The sequence below is a fragment of the Planomonospora antibiotica genome, assembly GCF_014647955.1.
In the GTDB taxonomy this organism is placed as follows: Bacteria; Actinomycetota; Actinomycetes; order Streptosporangiales; family Streptosporangiaceae; genus Planomonospora; species Planomonospora parontospora.
The window spans coordinates 54673-70451 of sequence record NZ_BMQE01000017.1; the positions used below are offsets into that span (position 1 = coordinate 54673).

The 15779-nt window shown below is 74.7% G+C and carries 11 protein-coding genes; 9 read left to right on the plus strand and 2 right to left on the minus strand.

Annotated elements, in window-relative coordinates:
- Positions 1-6 precede the first annotated feature (6 nt).
- From IEZ06_RS17415 to IEZ06_RS17440, 6 genes are all read left to right on the plus strand, one after another.
- Positions 7-918, plus strand: coding sequence for a glycosyltransferase family 2 protein (locus IEZ06_RS17415; RefSeq protein WP_189237756.1), 912 nt, complete (start codon positions 7-9; stop codon positions 916-918).
- On the plus strand, positions 915-2006 hold the full coding sequence (locus tag IEZ06_RS17420) for a GNAT family N-acetyltransferase (protein ID WP_189237757.1): 1092 nt from the start codon (positions 915-917) through the stop codon (positions 2004-2006). The genes IEZ06_RS17415 and IEZ06_RS17420 overlap by 4 nt, the downstream gene beginning before the upstream one ends.
- The gene (locus tag IEZ06_RS17425; RefSeq protein ID WP_189237758.1) at positions 2003-3244 is read left to right on the plus strand and encodes a DegT/DnrJ/EryC1/StrS family aminotransferase; all 1242 of its coding nucleotides are present in this window, start codon (positions 2003-2005) and stop codon (positions 3242-3244) included. Before IEZ06_RS17420 ends, IEZ06_RS17425 begins: the two co-directional genes overlap by 4 nt.
- Positions 3245-3396: 152 nt before the next feature.
- A complete protein-coding gene (locus IEZ06_RS17430) occupies positions 3397-4494 on the plus strand; it encodes a glycoside hydrolase family 26 protein (protein WP_189237759.1) in 1098 nt (365 codons plus the stop codon).
- Positions 4495-4675: 181 nt separating this feature from the next.
- On the plus strand, positions 4676-7999 hold the full coding sequence (locus IEZ06_RS17435) for a glycosyltransferase family 2 protein (protein WP_189237760.1): 3324 nt from the start codon (positions 4676-4678) through the stop codon (positions 7997-7999).
- Positions 8000-8027: 28 nt separating this feature from the next.
- On the plus strand, positions 8028-8420 hold the full coding sequence (locus IEZ06_RS17440; protein ID WP_189237761.1) for a hypothetical protein: 393 nt from the start codon (positions 8028-8030) through the stop codon (positions 8418-8420).
- A gap of 166 nt (positions 8421-8586) precedes the next feature.
- Here the strand turns inward: IEZ06_RS17440 and IEZ06_RS17445 are convergent, their stop codons facing one another.
- Both IEZ06_RS17445 and IEZ06_RS17450 read right to left on the minus strand, forming a co-directional pair.
- Complete coding sequence (locus tag IEZ06_RS17445) at positions 8587-9624, minus strand: phosphotransferase family protein (RefSeq protein ID WP_189237762.1); 1038 nt, start codon at positions 9622-9624, stop codon at positions 8587-8589.
- A 17-nt stretch (positions 9625-9641) separates the two neighbouring features.
- Complete coding sequence (locus tag IEZ06_RS17450; protein WP_189237763.1) at positions 9642-11177, minus strand: aminotransferase-like domain-containing protein; 1536 nt, start codon at positions 11175-11177, stop codon at positions 9642-9644.
- A gap of 149 nt (positions 11178-11326) precedes the next feature.
- On the opposite strand from IEZ06_RS17450, the gene IEZ06_RS17455 reads away from it, so the two are divergent.
- From IEZ06_RS17455 to IEZ06_RS37210, 3 genes are all read left to right on the plus strand, one after another.
- A complete protein-coding gene (locus IEZ06_RS17455) occupies positions 11327-12001 on the plus strand; it encodes a pyridoxamine 5'-phosphate oxidase family protein (protein ID WP_229798281.1) in 675 nt (224 codons plus the stop codon).
- 88 nt (positions 12002-12089) lie between these two features.
- Positions 12090-14069, plus strand: a complete 1980-nt coding sequence (locus tag IEZ06_RS17460; RefSeq protein ID WP_189237765.1) for a serine/threonine-protein kinase — start codon at positions 12090-12092, stop codon at positions 14067-14069.
- A gap of 121 nt (positions 14070-14190) precedes the next feature.
- The gene (locus IEZ06_RS37210) at positions 14191-15723 is read left to right on the plus strand and encodes a serine/threonine-protein kinase (protein ID WP_203871981.1); all 1533 of its coding nucleotides are present in this window, start codon (positions 14191-14193) and stop codon (positions 15721-15723) included.
- Positions 15724-15779 lie beyond the last annotated feature (56 nt).

Genomic DNA, 15779 nt, shown 5'->3' on the forward strand with positions numbered 1-15779 from the left:
CCTGCCGTGAACGACTGGCCGGCGATCACCGTGGTGATCCCGACCCGCAATCGCACCGGACTCCTCCAGGAGACGATCGACTCGATCCTCGGCCAGGACTATCCGGGCGACATCACCTGCGTCGCCGTCTTCGACCAGAGCCCCCCGGACGAGTCGTTCGCGACCTCCCGTCCCGGGCGGCGGGTCATGGTGACGCCCAACACGCGGCAGCCGGGGATCGCCGGCGCCCGCAACACCGGCGTGCTGCTCGACGACGGCGAACTGGTCGCCTTCTGCGACGACACCGATCTCTGGCTGCCGCACCGGCTCCGGTCCCAGGTGGCGGCGCTCGGCGGCGGTCACTTCGCGACCTGCGGGATCGAGCTCTTCAACGACGAGGTGGCCTTCGCCAGGTCGGTGCCCACGCCGACGGTGACCCTGCGGGACCTGCTGCGCAAGCAGCTGCCCTCGATGCACCCCTCGACCTACCTGATGCGCCGTGACGCGCTCACCGGCGGCTTCGGCCTGGTCAGCGAGGAGCTGCCCGGCGGCTACGGCGAGGACTACGAGCTGCTGCTGCGGGCCGCCCGGTTCGGGCCGATCGTCAACGTGCCGGAGACGGGGGTCAGGGTCAGGCTGCACACGGCCTCGCACTTCTCCGTCGTCGAGTCCAGCGAGACGATCTCCACGGCGCTGCGCTGGATGCTGGAGCGCTATCCGGAGTTCGCCGGGGCGCCGGGCGGCTACGCCCAGCTCGCCGGGAAGATCGCCTTCGCCGAGGCCGCGCTGGGCCGCTCCGCGCAGGCGCTGCGCTGGATCGGCAGGGCCGTACGGCGGCGCCCCTGGGAGCCGCGCGCCTACCTGGCGCTGGCCGTCACGGCGGGCCTGCCCGCTCCGGCGATCGTGGGCCGCCTGCACCGGATGGGGCGCGGCATATGAAGATCGACGTCATCCGCCCCGGGGAGCTGGGCAAGGCCGAGATCGACGCGTGGCGCGAGATGCAGCACGCCACGCCGCGGCTGGGCAACCCCTTCCTCAGCCCGGAGTTCACGGTCGCGATGGGCGAGGTCTGCGCCGAGGCCCGGGTCGCGGTCGTCTCCGAGCAGGACGGGCCGGTCGGCTTCTTCCCGTTCGAGCGGCACCCCGGCAGCGTGGGCACCGCGCTGGGCGCCTGGGTCTCGCTCTGCCAGGGCGTGGTCCACGCGCCGGGCGCCGAGTTCGACGCCGAGGCCCTGCTGCGCGCCTGCGGGCTGCACGTGTGGGAGTTCGGCTGCATGGTCGACGGGCAGAAGTGGTTCCAGCCGTTCGAGGTGCTGCGCCAGGAGGCCGTGGTCCTCGACCTGGCGGACGGCTACACCGCCTATCTCGACGGGCTGCGCGAGCGCTCCCCCAAGTTCCTCAAGTCCACCCTCTACAAGGAGCGCAAGCTCGGCCGCGACGCAGGCGCGCTCACCTTCGACTTCGCGGTCCGCGACGAGGAGCAGTTCCGGCTGCTGCGGAGCTGGAAGTCCGCGCAGTACCAGCGGATGGGCCGCCCCGACCGGTTCGGCAAGGCCTGGGTCGTGGAGCTCGCCGAGCGGCTGCACGCGATCGACACCCCCGACTTCGCCGGGCCGCTGTCCATGCTCTACTGCGACGGCAAACCGGTCGCGGGCCACTTCGGGCTGCGCTCGGACACGATCCTGATCGGCTGGTTCCCGGCCTACGACCCGGAGTTCGCCAAGTACTCCCCCGGCCTGATCCAGCACCTTCAGATGGCCGAGGCGGCCGCCGACGCCGGGCTGCGCTCGATGGACCTGGGGATCGGGACCGGTTCGGAGTACAAGGACGCGCTGCGCAGCCGGGGCGAGCCGGTGAGCGAGGGGTGCGTGCGCCGCCGCTCGGCCGGCGCGGCGGCGTACTGGCTGCGCCGCACGCCGGTGCGCCGGGCCCGGCAGTTCATCCTGGACAGCCCCGCCCTGTACGGCGCGGCCGACCGGGCCATGAAGCGGTACGGGAACCTGCGGGCACGGTTGAAGACGCGATGAGCCGCACCCTCGAATCCATCATGAGCGAGCGGGTCGGGGCCGCGTGCCTGCACGTGCCCTCGGCCCGGTTCGGCCTCTACCTCGCCCTGCGGCACTGGTTCGGCGCCGGAGACCGGGTGCTGATCGCCCCGACCAACTGCGAGACCGTGCTGTTCATCGCGTTGGCCGCGGGCCTGCGGCCCGTCATGGCGCCCGTCTCGGCGGACGACGGCAACATCGACCCGGACCTGGTCGACTGGACCGGCCTGGCGGGCGTGCTCACCACCCACCTGTACGGCCAGCCCGACCGGGTGGTCCGGCTGCGCGCCGAGTGCGACCGCCGCGGCCTGGTCCTGATCGACGACGCCGCGCACGCCATGCTCACCACGGTGGACGGCCGACCGGCCGGCACGTTCGGCGCCGCCGGCGTGTTCAGCCTGGCCAAGCACGGCAGGGCCATGTCCGGCGGGTTCCTCGCGGTGGAGGACCCCGGCGAGCTGCCCGCCCTGGCCCGGATGCGCGACGCGCTCCTGCTCGACGGCGGCCCGCGCGCGCAGGTCCTCGGCGCGCTCCGCCCGGTGCTGCGGGAGACGGTCTACCGGACCGGGCTGGTCCGGCCGATGTGGCGGGCGCTGAAGGCGCTCGGCGTGATCGAGTGGACGGGTCACCGCTGCGCTCCCCGCGAGGAGGAGCTGGGGGCGGCGCTGAAGGCGCTGGAATCCCTGGAGGCGCCGGCCGGGCTCGACGGGCTCGGCCACTGGCTCCGGATCGACCTGGACGACTGGCGGATGCGGCAGGGCGGGCTGCTCCGGGCCTACCAGCGCTCCCGCTTCCGGGTGGTCGACCGGGAGCGCGAACGCCGGCTGGCCGGGGTGGAGCTGCTGCGCGGGCTGCCGTGGGCCGCGCGGGGCGTGGCCGGGTCGCCGCCGGCGCCGCTGCTCCGGGTGCCGCTGGCGGTCGAGGACCGCGACGGGGTCGTCGCCGCGCTGGAGCGGCACGGCGTGGTCCCTGGGTTCGTCTACGACCCGCCGCTGGACGACTATCTCGGTCTGGTGCCCGCCGGGCCGACCCCGGAGGCCGCGCGCTGGTGGACGCGGCACGTGCTCCCGGTGGACCCGCTGCGCGCGCGGCGCGTCGCCGTACTGCTGGACCGGCTGGGGGTGCGGCCGGCCGGCCCGCCCCCGCCCCGCCTTCCGGGCCTGCCCCCGGCTCCGTCCGCCCCCGCGGCCTCGACGGAGGAGACGGGCGCCCGGATGTGAGCACCGAAGACAGCGCAGCGTGACCTTACGCTCACCATAGCCCACCCCCTTCATGATCCATGAGAGCTGATGAGTCAAGCAGAGCGCCCGGAGAGTGATCACCCCATGTCGGCTTCAGCCGGTCCGCTGGACCCACGCGTTCGGAGGACCACATGACCATGCCCGGCAGGGGGAGGCACGCCCGCCGCGACCGGGGGCTGCCCCCTTCCAAGTGGATTCCGATCTCGCTGGTGGCGGCCCTGGTGGCCGCCCTGGCCGTCACCGCCGTGGTCTACATGTACGCCGCCCCCGTCGAACGCAGTGCGGCGCCGCCTCCGCCGACCGTGCCGGGGGCCCGGCCGACCCCGACCTCCTGCGTGCCGGCCTCCGACCTGGTGCCGCCGTGCGGGGCCTGGTGGGGGATGCACGTCCCGCCGGACCGGGAGCGCGGGCTGGTGGCCGACGTGACCTCGATGGAGGAGCAGATCGGCCGCAAACTCGACATCACCATCAGTTACCACGACATGTCCGAGACCGACGCGGGCCGCTTCTTCCGGGACGACGAGAGCGACCTCGCCGAGGAGCGCGTACTGTTCCTCGGCTGGGAGTCGACGATCTGGGCCGGGAACGTGGACATCCCCTGGCACGCCATCGCGCGCGGGGAGCTCGACCGGGTCATCGACGCCCAGGCCGCGCGGGTCAAGGAGTACGGCAAGCCCGTCCTGATCGGCTTCGACGGGGAGAAGGACCGCGAGGAGAGCGGCCAGACCCCCGAGGAGTACATCGCGGCCTACAAGCGCATCGTCGACCGGTTCCGGCAGGCGGGCGCGGACAACGCGCTCTGGGTCTGGGGCGTCACCGGCTACTACCCGTTCCGCGACCGCTGGAAGCCGTACTACCCGGGTGACGACTACGTCGACTGGATCAGCTACGACCCCTACAACTTCGCCACCTGCCGGGGCGCGAAGTGGCAGAGCTTCGAGGAGACCGTGCAGCCCACCTACGAGTGGTTCCAGCAGAACGGCTTCGCCCACAAGCCGCTGATGCTGGCCGAGTACGGGACGGAGAGCGACTCCGCCGACCCCTCCGCGCGGGCCGACTGGTACCGCGGCATCCCGGCGGCGATGAAGCGGATGCCCAACCTCAAGGCGATCATCCAGTGGAACAACACCGACGTCGACGACTGCGATTTCTCGCTCACCGGTCCCGGCGTCCTGGAGGCGTTCGCGGAGGCGGGGAAGGACCCCTACTTCCAGCAGCCCCTCCCCTGACGGAGGGGCCGCGGAGCCGGGGCCGCGCCCGGCGGAAGACGCGCGGCGGCACGGAGCGGAGCAGGTCAAGGCCCTCTGTGGTGATACCGCGGTGATACGGCGGTGATACGGCGAAAGCGAAGCCACGCGGAGTAAAGTCGGCAACGATTGACTCCCGTCGACTACCCAGGGAAGGGCGCGTGTGGAGGGCAAGCAGGCTGAAGAGGTGATCGACGAGGCGATCACCCGACCGATGAGGCGCCCGGCCTCCACCGCGGTCGAGCCGTCCGAGCCCTCCGAGTCCGGTGAGCCCGGAGCCGGGCCCGCGGTCGAGCCCGCGGTCGAGCCCGTGGTCGAGTCCGGCGGCGGGAGCCCGGCGGGGAGCACACCTGACGGAAGGGCCCGGGAGTGCGGGCCCGACGCGGAGCCCGGAACCGGACCCGACGGCTCCGGCGGACTCGACGGTTCCAGCGGGGTCGGCGGACTCGACGATTCCGGCGGCTCCGGCGGCTCCGGCGGCTCCGGCGGCTCCGGCGGCTCCGGCGGGGAGGACGTCCCGGAGACGGCGGACGAGGTCTCCGGGGACGGGATCTCCGCTGAGACGATCACCGTCGTGCCGATCGGGCGGAGCGGCGTGAGCGACGGTGCGCCCACCGTCGCCTGGCGGGTGCCGGTCCCGAAGATCCCGGCCGCCCGCGGGGAGCCGGAGCTGGAGAAGACCGCGCCCGAGCAGGAGGAGACCCCGCCCGGTGAGACGGCCCTCCCTTCGCTGTCGGTCGTCGTCGTCGCGGGCCCCGCGCAGTCGCGGTTCCGCCTGGCCGTGACGGTCAAGGCGCTGCGGGCCCAGGAGCCGGCCCCCGAGGAGATCGTCCTGGTCGTGGACCGCTCCCCCGAGCTGGCCGAGTGGGCCGAGGCCGAACTCCGCGGGACCGACGGGACCGGTGAGATCACCGTGGTGCGGGAGCAGGAGGCCGCCGGCGCGGCCTCCGCCCGCAACCTGGGGCTGGCCCGTGTCCGAGGGGACGTCGTCGCCTTCCTCGACGGCGACTCCGCTCCCGAGCCGGGTTGGTCGGCGGCGCTGCTGGAGCCGTACACCGACCACGACGTGGTCGCGGTCCGCGGCCGGGTGGCGCTGCGCTGGAGCTCGGGCAGGCCCGACTGGTTCCCCGCCGAGCTGGCCTGGGTGCTGGGGGTGCCGTTCACCGGTTCCCGCATCCAGCCGGACCGCGTCGACGACCTGTACGGCGGTGCCCTGTCGTTCCGGCGGGAGGCGCTGGCCGAGGCCGGGGGGTTCCCCGAGGAGCCCGACCACCGCCCCGAGGAGGTCTCCGCCGAGCCCGCGGGCGGCGTGAAGACCGAGCTCCGCTCCCGCCTGCTCGACCTGCGGCCCGCCGCGAAGCTGCTCCACGAGCCCTCGGCGGTGGTACGGCTGGACGTGCCCGAGCGGCGCTCCCGCCTGGCCTACTTCCTGGCCCGGTGCACCGCCGAGGGCCGGTCGCAGGCGGACGTGGGGCGACGCACCAACGGATGGGAGGGTCTCCTGGCCCACCTGGCGCCGGTCAGGAACGGCCTGCCCCGGGCGGTGTTCCGCGCGGTCACCTTCACCGGTCCGGCGGACATCAAGGGGTGGAAGGCCCTGCTCGTGATGCTCCTGGGCATGGTGGCGGCCAACGCCGGCTACGTGAGCGGGAGGCTGCGCACGACGCGGGCCGACGGGACCCCGCGGGAGACGGGCCAGTGGACGTGGTTCCTCTCCCGGACGGCGCTGCCGGTCGCCACCGTGCTGTGGGGGCTCTCCCTGCGCGAGGTCGACCTCGACAAGATGACCGACCTGGGGCTGATCACGGTCCTGCCCGCCCTGTTCTGGATCGCGGTCGCGATCATGATCATCGGGTTCGTCGCGCTGCTCGGCGACCGGAAGGCCCTGGAGCTCTGGCACGCGGGCTACACCCTGGTGCTGATCGCGGTCCTGCACGCGACCCCCGCGCTGCTCTACCCCTCGCTGCGCTACTCCTGGGCGTGGAAGCACGTCTCCGTCATCGACTACCTGATCCGGCACGGCGCCACGGACCCCGAGCTCAGCCCGCTGGCCGCCTACCACCAGTGGCCGGGCTTCTTCTCGTTCTTCGCGATGATGACGGAGGCCGCCGGGCTGCCGGACGCCCTCGGCATCGCCGCCTGGGGGCCCGCCGTCTTCAACACCGCGATGCTGCTCCCGCTGCTGCTGCTGTTCCGCACGGTGACGCGCAACCGGCAGCTGGTCTGGGGCGCGGTCTGGGTCTACTTCTCCTGCTCCTGGGTGGGCCAGGACTACTTCTCGCCGCAGGCCACCACCCTGGTCCTCTACCTGACCGTGCTGGTCGTCGTGGTGCGGCGCTTCCGGCGCGGGCCGATCAGGGCGGGCGACGACCCCGAGGGGCTGGGCGCGGAGCCCCCGCCCGTCTCCGGCACGCGCAGGCGCCTGGTCTGGACGATCCTGCTGGCCCTCCCGATCGTGGCGATCGCCTCCTCCCACCAGCTGACGCCGCTCATGCTGGTGGCCGGGCTGGCCGCCCTGTCCGTACTGCGGCGCCACCGCAACCTGGGCATCCTGCTGTTCACCGGGTTCGCCGTGCTGGTGTGGGACGCCGTGGCCGCCTGGCAGCTCCTGGAGGCCCGGTTCAGCGACATCGTGGAGTCGCTCGGCGACGCCGGCGGCAACCTGGACGACGGCCTCCTGTCCCTCGGCACCGCCGCTCCCGGCCAGGTGATCGTCGCCTACGCCGACCGCGCGCTCTCCGCGGGGCTGTGGCTGCTCGCCGCCGGCGGCGCCCTGCTGCGCCGCCGCTGGCTCAGGCGGCCGGGCCTGCCCCTGCTGGTGATCGGGCTCAGCCCGCTGCTGTTCCTCGCCGCGGGGAGCTACGGCGGGGAGATCATGTTCCGCATCTACCTGTTCACGCTCCCGCTCAGCGCGTTCCTGGCCGCGGCGCTGTTCCTGCCCGCCCGCCGGGCCTTCGTCCGCGTCCTGATCCTGCCCCTGGTCCTCATGCTCATGGTCACCGGCTTCTTCTTCGGCAACTACGGCAAGGAGCAGTCCAACTACTTCACCCAGGACGAGGTCCGGCTCGTGCGCGCGGTGCACCGTGCGGCGCCGGAGGGGTCGCTCATCGTGGCGCCCACGTTCTTCCTGCCCGCCGCCTACGACTACTACGAGCGCTACCAGCACAGCTGGCTGGACGAGCTGCCCCGCTCGCGCGAGGCCGCCCCCGGGATGCCGAAGTACGTGCCCACCCGGGTGGAGCTGGTGCAGGACCCGGTGCCGTCGCTCGTCGGCCTCATGTCGAGCGTGCCGCCGGGCGGCAAGGCCTACCTGGTGCTCAACCGCGCGCAGAAGGCCGCCATCGAGACGGCGGGCATCTTCCCGAAGGGCACGATCGACCGGCTGCGCCGGGGGGTCGAGGCGTCCGACCGGTTCCGGGTGCTCGTCCGCAACTCGGGGGGCGCCGTCTACGAACTGATCCCGAAGAGAGCGGCGGCGACCCCGTGACGGCGGGGCTCCGCGCTGGAGGCAACCGATGAACACCATACGCTGGCCGCTCCTGCTGCTCGCCTCCTCCGGCTGGCTGGCCCTGCTCACGACCGAGACTCCCGGCGGCGCTCCGCTGCGCGTCACCGTCACGGTGGTCTTCCTGCTCACCTGTCCGGGGGCCGCCGTGCTGGCGCTGTTCCGGCCGCTGCTCGCCCCGCGCGACCACACCGGGGATGCCATGGAGAGCATCGCGCTCACGGTGGCGCTCAGCGTCGCGCTGGGCATCCTGGTCAGCGAGGCGTTCTTCATGACGGGCACGTTCACGGTGTACCGGGTGCTGACGGCGCTGGCCACCGTCACCTCGCTCGCCGCCCTGGGCGTGCCGCTCACCGCGTACCGGGCCCGCCGGCGCGCGGCGCGCTCACCGGAAAGCGCCTGAGACCGGCCGTGCACCCCAGACGGTCCCCGTGCGGAGCATGACTCACGCGGATCGCACCGGCTCCGTCCCGCGCGGATCGCACCGGCCCCGTCCCGGGGTCCGCACGGATCTCTCCCGGAGTCCGCACGGACCCTGCCCGGGGTGCGGGCGGGGTCCGTGCGGAGAGTCAGGCGGGGCGCTCGTCCAGCGCCCGGTGGGCCCGCGCGACCAGGACGGGGACGGAGGCGCCCAGGTCGTCGAAGCCCTCGCCGACCGTCTTGCCCTGGACGAAGCGCGCGTGGATGCCCTCCAGGATCACGGCGAGCTTGAAGTTGCCGAAGGCCAGGTAGAAGTCCAGGTCGCTCAGGTCGGCCCCGGACACCTTCGCGTAGTGGGCGGCGAACCCCTTCGCGTCCAGGAAGCCGGGGGTGAGCGTGACGTCGCCCGCCACCGGGACGGAGGAGCGCGCGGCGTCACCGGGGTCGTGCCAGTAGGTCAGGGTGAGGCCGAGGTCGGCGACGGGGTCGCCCAGGGTGGACATCTCCCAGTCGACCACGGCCCGGATCTGCGGGTCCGCGCCGGGCGCCAGCCGTACCAGCGTGTTGTCCAGGCGGTAGTCGCCGTGCACGAGAGCGGCGGACGGCCGGTCGGGGAGGCGTTCGCGCAGGCGGGCGACGAGCGCGTCGTACTCGGGGAGCTCGCGGGTCTTCGAGCGCTCCCACTGCTGCCCCCAGCGCTCCAACTGGCGCGCCAGGTAGCCCTCCGGCCGGCCGAAGCCGCCCAGGCCGACCTCCTCGTAGTCGACGGCGTGGATCGCGGCGAGCACCTCGGCGAGCCGCTCCGACAGCGCCCTGGCCTGGGCCGGCGCCAGGTCGGCCTGGCCGCGGGCGCGCAGGGCCTCGCCCTCGACGTGGCCCATCAGGTAGAAGGGGGCCCCGATCACGTCCTCGTCGGTGCAGAGGGCGACCGGCTCGGGCACCGGCACGGGGGTCGGCGCGAGCGCGGAGACGACCCGCCACTCCCTGCGCATGTCGTGGGCCGTGGGCAGGACGTGGCCGAGGGGCGGGCGGCGCAGGACCAGCCTGCGGCCCGGCGTCTCGACCCGGTACGTCAGGTTGGACCGGCCGCCCGAGATCAGTGTGATCTCGGTGGGCTCCCCCGCGTCGGGGACGTGGCGGGCCATCCACGCGACCAGGCGGGTCCGGTCGATGCCAGGGATGCTCATGGCCCACTATTAGAACGTTATTCTGCACCGTCCGCCAGTCCCGGCCCCAGCAACCGGGCCAGGATCGCGGCGCCGGCCCGCACCTGGGCGAGCGAGGCCGAGCCGTACCCGATCACCAGGCCGTGCCGGCCGGGCGGCCCGTGGTGGTGGCGGTCGGTGGTGTCGAGCAGGACGCCGCGGGCGCGGGCCGCCTCGACGAGGGGGCCGACCCGGTGCTCCGGGAGCCCGACCATGACGTGCAGGCCCGCGGTGTCCCCCGTCACCCGGGAGCCGAGCGCCGCCACGAGCGCGGCCCGCCGCCGGGCGTACTCCAGCCGCATGCGGCGCAGGTGCCGGTCCAGGTCGCCCCGCTCCAGCAGTACGGCCACCGCCTGCTGGGCCGGTCCCCCGGTGCGGTCGGTCAGGTCCTCGCGGGTCCGGGCGACGGCGTCGAGCAGGCCGGGGGAGGCGACCAGCCAGCCGACCCCGATGTCCGGGGACAGGGACTTCGACAGGGTGCCGAGCAGCACCACCCGCCCGGGGTCGAGGCCGTACAGGGCGGGCAGCGGGGCGACGTCGTAGCGGAACTCGGCGTCGTAGTCGTCCTCCACGACGAGCGCGCCGCCGCGGCGGGCCCAGGCGAGCAGGCGCTCCCGGCGTGCGATGGGCAGGCGCCCGCCGAGGGGGTACTGGTGGGCGGGCGTGGTGTACAGCAGGCCGAGGTCCTCCGGCAGTCCGTCGACGAGCACCCCGTCGGCGTCCACCGGGCAGGGGACGAGCTCGGCGCCCCGCGCCCGGAGGATCGTCCGCGCCCTCCGCCAGCCGGGGTCCTCGACGCCCGCCCGGTCGCCGGGGCGCAGGACGGTGGCCGCGAGCAGGTCGAGGCCGTTGCCGGTGCCGCGGGTGACCATGACGTTCTCCGGGCCCGCCGGGACGCCCCTGGTCCTGCGCAGGTGCACGGCCAGCGCCTCCCGCAGCCGCGGCAGGCCGTAGGGGTCGGGGTCGTCCCCCGGCGGCAGGTCGGCGGCCTGCCGCCACGCCCGCCGCCACGCCGCCTCGTCGTAGTCCCGCACCCACGGCCGTCCCGGCCGCAGATCGATCAGTGGCCCGCCGTCCGGAGCCGTCGCCGCGCCCGCGCGGCGCGTCACGGGCCTCCCCCGCGTCGCACCGGCCGGCTCCGCCGCGGGGCCCCCGGGTACGGCGGGCGCGGCGGACGGCCCGCCCGGGCCCGCGGCGGGGGCGGTTCCCGCGGTGCGGGCCGCTCCGGAACCGTGCGCGGGACCGGAGCCGTGCGCGGGTCCGCGCCAGGAGAGGTCCAGGTCGGCCACGTAGGTGCCGGAGCCGTGGCGGCCCTCGATCCAGCCCTCGGCGTAGAGCTGCTGGTAGGCCTCGGTGACGACGGTGCGGCTGACGGCGAGCTGGCGGGCCAGCGCGCGGGTCGAGGGCAGCCGCTCACCGGGCTTGAGGGTCCCGCCGCGGATGGCGGCGCGCAACCGGTCGCCGAGCTGGACGGTGAGGGAGACCGGGGCGGCGCGGTCCACCGCGAGAGGCAGGTCGACGGGGATGGGGGGCAAAGTGGTCTCCCGGATCAGGCGGGAAGTGGACGTGTTCCCGGTGTCCACTCCCTGTCTAGGTTAGGACCATGTCCTCACCCTCCTCGCCGCCCACCCCGTCCCCGGCTTCCCCGGCTTCCTCAGTGGCCTCAGTGGCCTCAGTGGCCTCAGTGGCCTCACCGTCCGCCCCGCCGCTCTCGGCGACCCCCCGGACCGTCCTCGGCCGTTCCCGGGAGCGGGCCCGCACCGACCGCGCCGACCTGTACGCCGTGCTGGACGCCGGGCTCGTCTGCCACCTGGGCGTGGTGGCCCGCGGCGTCCCGATGGTGGTGCCCACCGGTTACGGCCGCATCGGCGACACCCTCTACCTGCACGGTTCCACCGGCGCCACCTCCCTGCGGGCCGGCGGCGACGGAGGCGAGGTCTGCGTCACCGTCACCCACCTGGACGGCATCGTGCTGGCCCGCTCGGCCTTCCACCACTCGGTCAACTACCGCTCGGCCATGGTCTACGGCACCCCCCGCCTCGTGACCGATCCCGACGAGCACCTGGCCGGACTGCGTGCGATCACCGAGCAGCTCGCCCCCGGCCAGTGGGACGCCGTGCGCCCGCCGACCCGCAAGGAGCTCGCCGCGACGGCCGTGCTCGCCCTCTCGCTCGCCGAGGCCTCGGTGAAGATCCGGCAGGGGCCGCCGGTGGACGACGAGGAGGACTACGGGCTGCCGATCTGGGCCGGGGTCCTGCCGCTCCGCACGACGTGGGGCGAGCCCGAGCCGGATCCCGCCCTGACGGCGGACCTGCCCGTGCCCGGACATATCGCCTCACGAAACATAACCATCGGGTAAGGCTGTTCCGGCAAACCGGATACCGGGCCCAGACGTCTCATCAGAGGATCATCGAAGGAGCCTCACCCCGAACCGACTGGAGAGCGCCATGGCCGCCGGCGGATGGAGCGTGCCCGGCTACACCGAGCTGCGCGAGCTCGGCGCGGGCGGTGGAGGCCGGGTGGTGCTCGCCCGGCACGACGAGTCGGGCGTGCACGTCGCGATCAAGTACCTGTCGGAGTCCCTCCGGGACGACCCCGGCTTCCTCGCCCGGTTCCGCGACGAGGCACGGCTCCTGGTGGAGCTGGCCGACCCCAACGTGACCCGGCTCTACGAGTACGTCGAGGAGGCCGGGAACGCCGCGATCGTGATGGAGGCCGTCGACGCGGTCTCCCTGCGCGAGCTGCTGCGCGAGCACGGCGCGACCGGTCCCGAGGCCGCCCTCGTCGTGCTCAAGGGCTCGCTGCTGGGACTGGCCGCGGCGCACGGGAGCGGCCTGGTGCACCGGGACTACAAGCCGGAGAACGTCCTCGTCCAGGCGGACGGCGCCAGCAAGCTGGTGGACTTCGGCATCGCCGTGCGCGCAGGGCAGGCGGACGCTCCCGCGGGCACGCCGCCGTACATGGCACCCGAGCAGTGGACCGGCGCGCCCGCCTCGCCCGCCACCGACGTCTACGCCGCCACCGTGGTGTTCTTCGAGTGCCTGACCGGGCGCCGGCCGTACCGGGCGGGCGACCGGGCCGTGCTGATGCACCAGCACGCGCACGCGCCGATCCCGGTGGAGGAGGTGCCCGGACCGGTCCGGGACCTGGTCGCCCGGGGCATGGCCAAGGACCCGCGGGAGCGGCCGGCCTCCTCCGCGGGGTTCGTGGCCGAACTGGAGGCCGTGGCGACGGCGGCGTACGGAGCGGACTGGGAGGAGCGGGGGCGGTCCCGGCTGGCCGCGCTGGCGGCGCTGCTCCCGCTGCTGTTCCGGCTCCGCGCGCCCGGCTCGGAGAGCGGGACCGCCCTGTTCCAGACCACGCTGTTCCGCACCGTGCTGGGCGCGTTGCGCGGCAGGTCGGCGGGGGTCGCGGTCGGTGCCGGGCTGGTGCTGGCCGCCGGCGGCGTCAGCGTCTACGTGCTGGCCGCCGACCGGGCTCCGGAGCCGCAGCGGATCGACGTCGTGGCCGCCGCGCCGCCGTCCGGCGCCCCGGGCTCACCGGGCCCGGAGATCCTCTCCTCTCCCCCCGCCCCCACCTCCGGCACTCCGGCCACCCCCGGGAGCCCTTCCGGAGCGCCCGAGACGCCGCCCGGCCCGACGACGCCGCCGGAGACCGGGGAGCCGCCCACCGGCGGACCGGCGAGCCCGCCCACCGCCACCGTCCCCACCGGCGGCCCCACGACCGCGCCGGACCCGGATCCCGCCGCCACCGCCACTCTCATCCCGACCCCGACCCCGACCCCGACCCCGACCGCCACGCCCGCACCGACCCCCACGCCGACTCCGACCGCCACGCCCGCCGCGGCCCCGAGGCCGCTGGTCCGGCGGGTGGACGTGGCACGGGCCGCGCTCGACGCCAGGGGCGCGGCCGTCGCCTCGGTCACCGTGGGGGCCGCGAACACCCGGCAGGTGCGGCTGCGCGTCGTCTTCCGGGTGGGCCGGAGCCTCCAGCAGACGACGGTGGCCCTGGCCGGGGCGACGGACTACACGCGGACGGTCAGGTTCGCCTTCCCGAAGGCGCCCTGCGGGTCGGGATGGAGCGTTGTGGCGACCGGGCTGCCGTCGGGGCGCTCCGACAGCGTGAACGGCAGGACCGCCCCGTGCGCCCGGCCCACCCCGACCGCCGAGCCCACCCCGACGCCGCGGCCCACCGCCGGCCGCACGACGCCCACGACCGGCCGCACGACGCCCGGGGCCACGCAGAAGCAGACGGCCAAGGCCACGAAGAAGCCCACGGTCCGGATCACGGTGCGGCCGACGCTCAAGGTGCCCGCGACCCGGAAGCCGTCGCCGAAACCCCCCGCGGAGGCCCGGCCGGCCCCGCCCCGCACGAAGAGCGCCGCGCCGTCCGCGGAGACCGGGACGGAGCCGGGCCGGCCCGGATGACCGCCGGTCACTCCGCTCTTATGAGATGAATTCGTGATTTATCAGCGCAATGCGCTGTTCCATGGCTAAGCTACGGTCCGTTCTTTCACGGGTGGGGGTCCCGGCAACTGAGGAGACCGTTATGTACGGCATGCCATCGGCTTGGCGTGTCCCTGGTTACACGGAGATCCGCGAGCTGGGCGCCGGCGCCGCCGGGCGCGTGGTGATGGCCCGGCACGACGCCGAGGGCACGCTGGTCGCGATCAAGTATCTGTCCGACGAGCTCCGCGGCGACGCGGGCTTCGCCGCGCGCTTCCGGCACGAAGCGCGGCTGCTCCACCGGCTGAACGGCCCGAACGTCGTCCGGCTGTACGACTACGTGGAGACCAGCGAGGGCGCGGCCATCGTCATGGAGCTCGTGGACGGCGTGTCCCTGCGCGCCGTCCTCCGCTCCGAGGGACCGACCGGTCCCGAGGCCGCGCTCATGGTGCTCAGGGGCTCGCTGCTGGGCCTCGCCGCCGCGCACCGGGCGGGGATCGTGCACCGCGACTTCAAGCCCGAGAACGTCATGGTCGACGCAGGCGGGACGAGCAAGCTGGTCGACTTCGGCATCGCGCTCCCCTCCGGCGACGGCGGCGCCCCCGCGGGCACGCCGCCGTACATGGCGCCCGAGCAGTGGAGCGGCGCGCCCGCCTCGCCCGCCACCGACGTCTACGCCGCCACCGTGGTGTTCTTCGAGTGCCTGACGGGCGCCCGGCCCTTCCGCGCGCAGACCGCCGCCGCGCTGGCCCGGCAGCACCAGACCCTCGAGCCCCCCGTCGAGGAGGTCCCGCCCGCCCTGCAGGGGCTGGTGGAGCGCGGTCTGGCCAAGAACCCCGCCGACCGGCCGCCGACCGCCACCGCCTTCCTCACCGAGCTGGAGGCCGTCGCCGCCGACGCCTACGGGCCGGACTGGCAGGAGCGCGGGCGCCGGCGCCTGTCCGGGCTCGCGGGGCTGCTGGCGAGCCTGTTCCCCGACCAGCCGGAGACCCCGGAGACCGGTACCTCCCTGGCGGAGACCGACCTCGGCGGCGATGACGAGTCCCTGCTCGGCAGGCTGGGCGTCAAGATCGCGATCGGCGTCGCGTGCATCGCGGTGATCACCGGGGTGGCCGTCGTGCTGGTCGGTTCCGGGGACGACCCCGTGCTGCGGTCGCAGAGCTCGGTCACCGCTCCGAGCGACCCCCCGTCCGACCCCGTCGAGGCCCCGGAGGACGAGGAGGCCGAGGAGCCGGCGGAACCGGAGGACGGGCCCGAGTCGACGCCGGCCCCCACTCCGGCCGGGACCACCGCTCCTCCGTCGGCCGCGCCCAGCACCGCCCCCGCCGCGCCCTCCTCGGCCGCGCCCAGCCGCACCCCCTCGGCGGCGCCCACCAGGAAGCCCGCACCGGCGACGACTCGACCGGCCGCCCCCGCCGAGGAGGAGCAGGACGAGGGCTCCGCACCCGGCGGACCGGAATCGGTCTCCGACGACAGGCCGACGAGGACCGCGTCCACGCCGCCGCCGGCGACGACCGCGCCGCCCCAGACCTCCGCCCCCTCCACCCCGCCCCCGGCCTCGCCGGACCCGACGCCCAGCGGGGGGAGCGGTTCCACCCCGGCCTCGCCCTCCCCGGAAGAAGAGACGCCGCGCTGACCGTCCCCGTGCCCCGTCGCACGGCACCCGTCCCGGAACCGGTGACGAGTGCCGGC

Bases quoted from the DNA above. Each gene is read 5' to 3' on its own strand.
- IEZ06_RS17420 (WP_189237757.1), top strand. From the start codon at position 915: ATGAAGATCGACGTCATCCGCCCCGGGGAGCTGGGCAAGGCCGAGATC.
- IEZ06_RS17425 (WP_189237758.1), top strand. From the start codon at position 2,003: ATGAGCCGCACCCTCGAATCCATCATGAGCGAGCGGGTCGGGGCCGCG.
- IEZ06_RS17430 (WP_189237759.1), top strand. From the start codon at position 3,397: ATGACCATGCCCGGCAGGGGGAGGCACGCCCGCCGCGACCGGGGGCTG.
- IEZ06_RS17440 (WP_189237761.1), top strand. From the start codon at position 8,028: ATGAACACCATACGCTGGCCGCTCCTGCTGCTCGCCTCCTCCGGCTGG.
- IEZ06_RS17445 (WP_189237762.1), bottom strand. From the start codon at position 9,624: ATGAGCATCCCTGGCATCGACCGGACCCGCCTGGTCGCGTGGATGGCC.
- IEZ06_RS17460 (WP_189237765.1), top strand. From the start codon at position 12,090: ATGGCCGCCGGCGGATGGAGCGTGCCCGGCTACACCGAGCTGCGCGAG.
- IEZ06_RS37210 (WP_203871981.1), top strand. From the start codon at position 14,191: ATGTACGGCATGCCATCGGCTTGGCGTGTCCCTGGTTACACGGAGATC.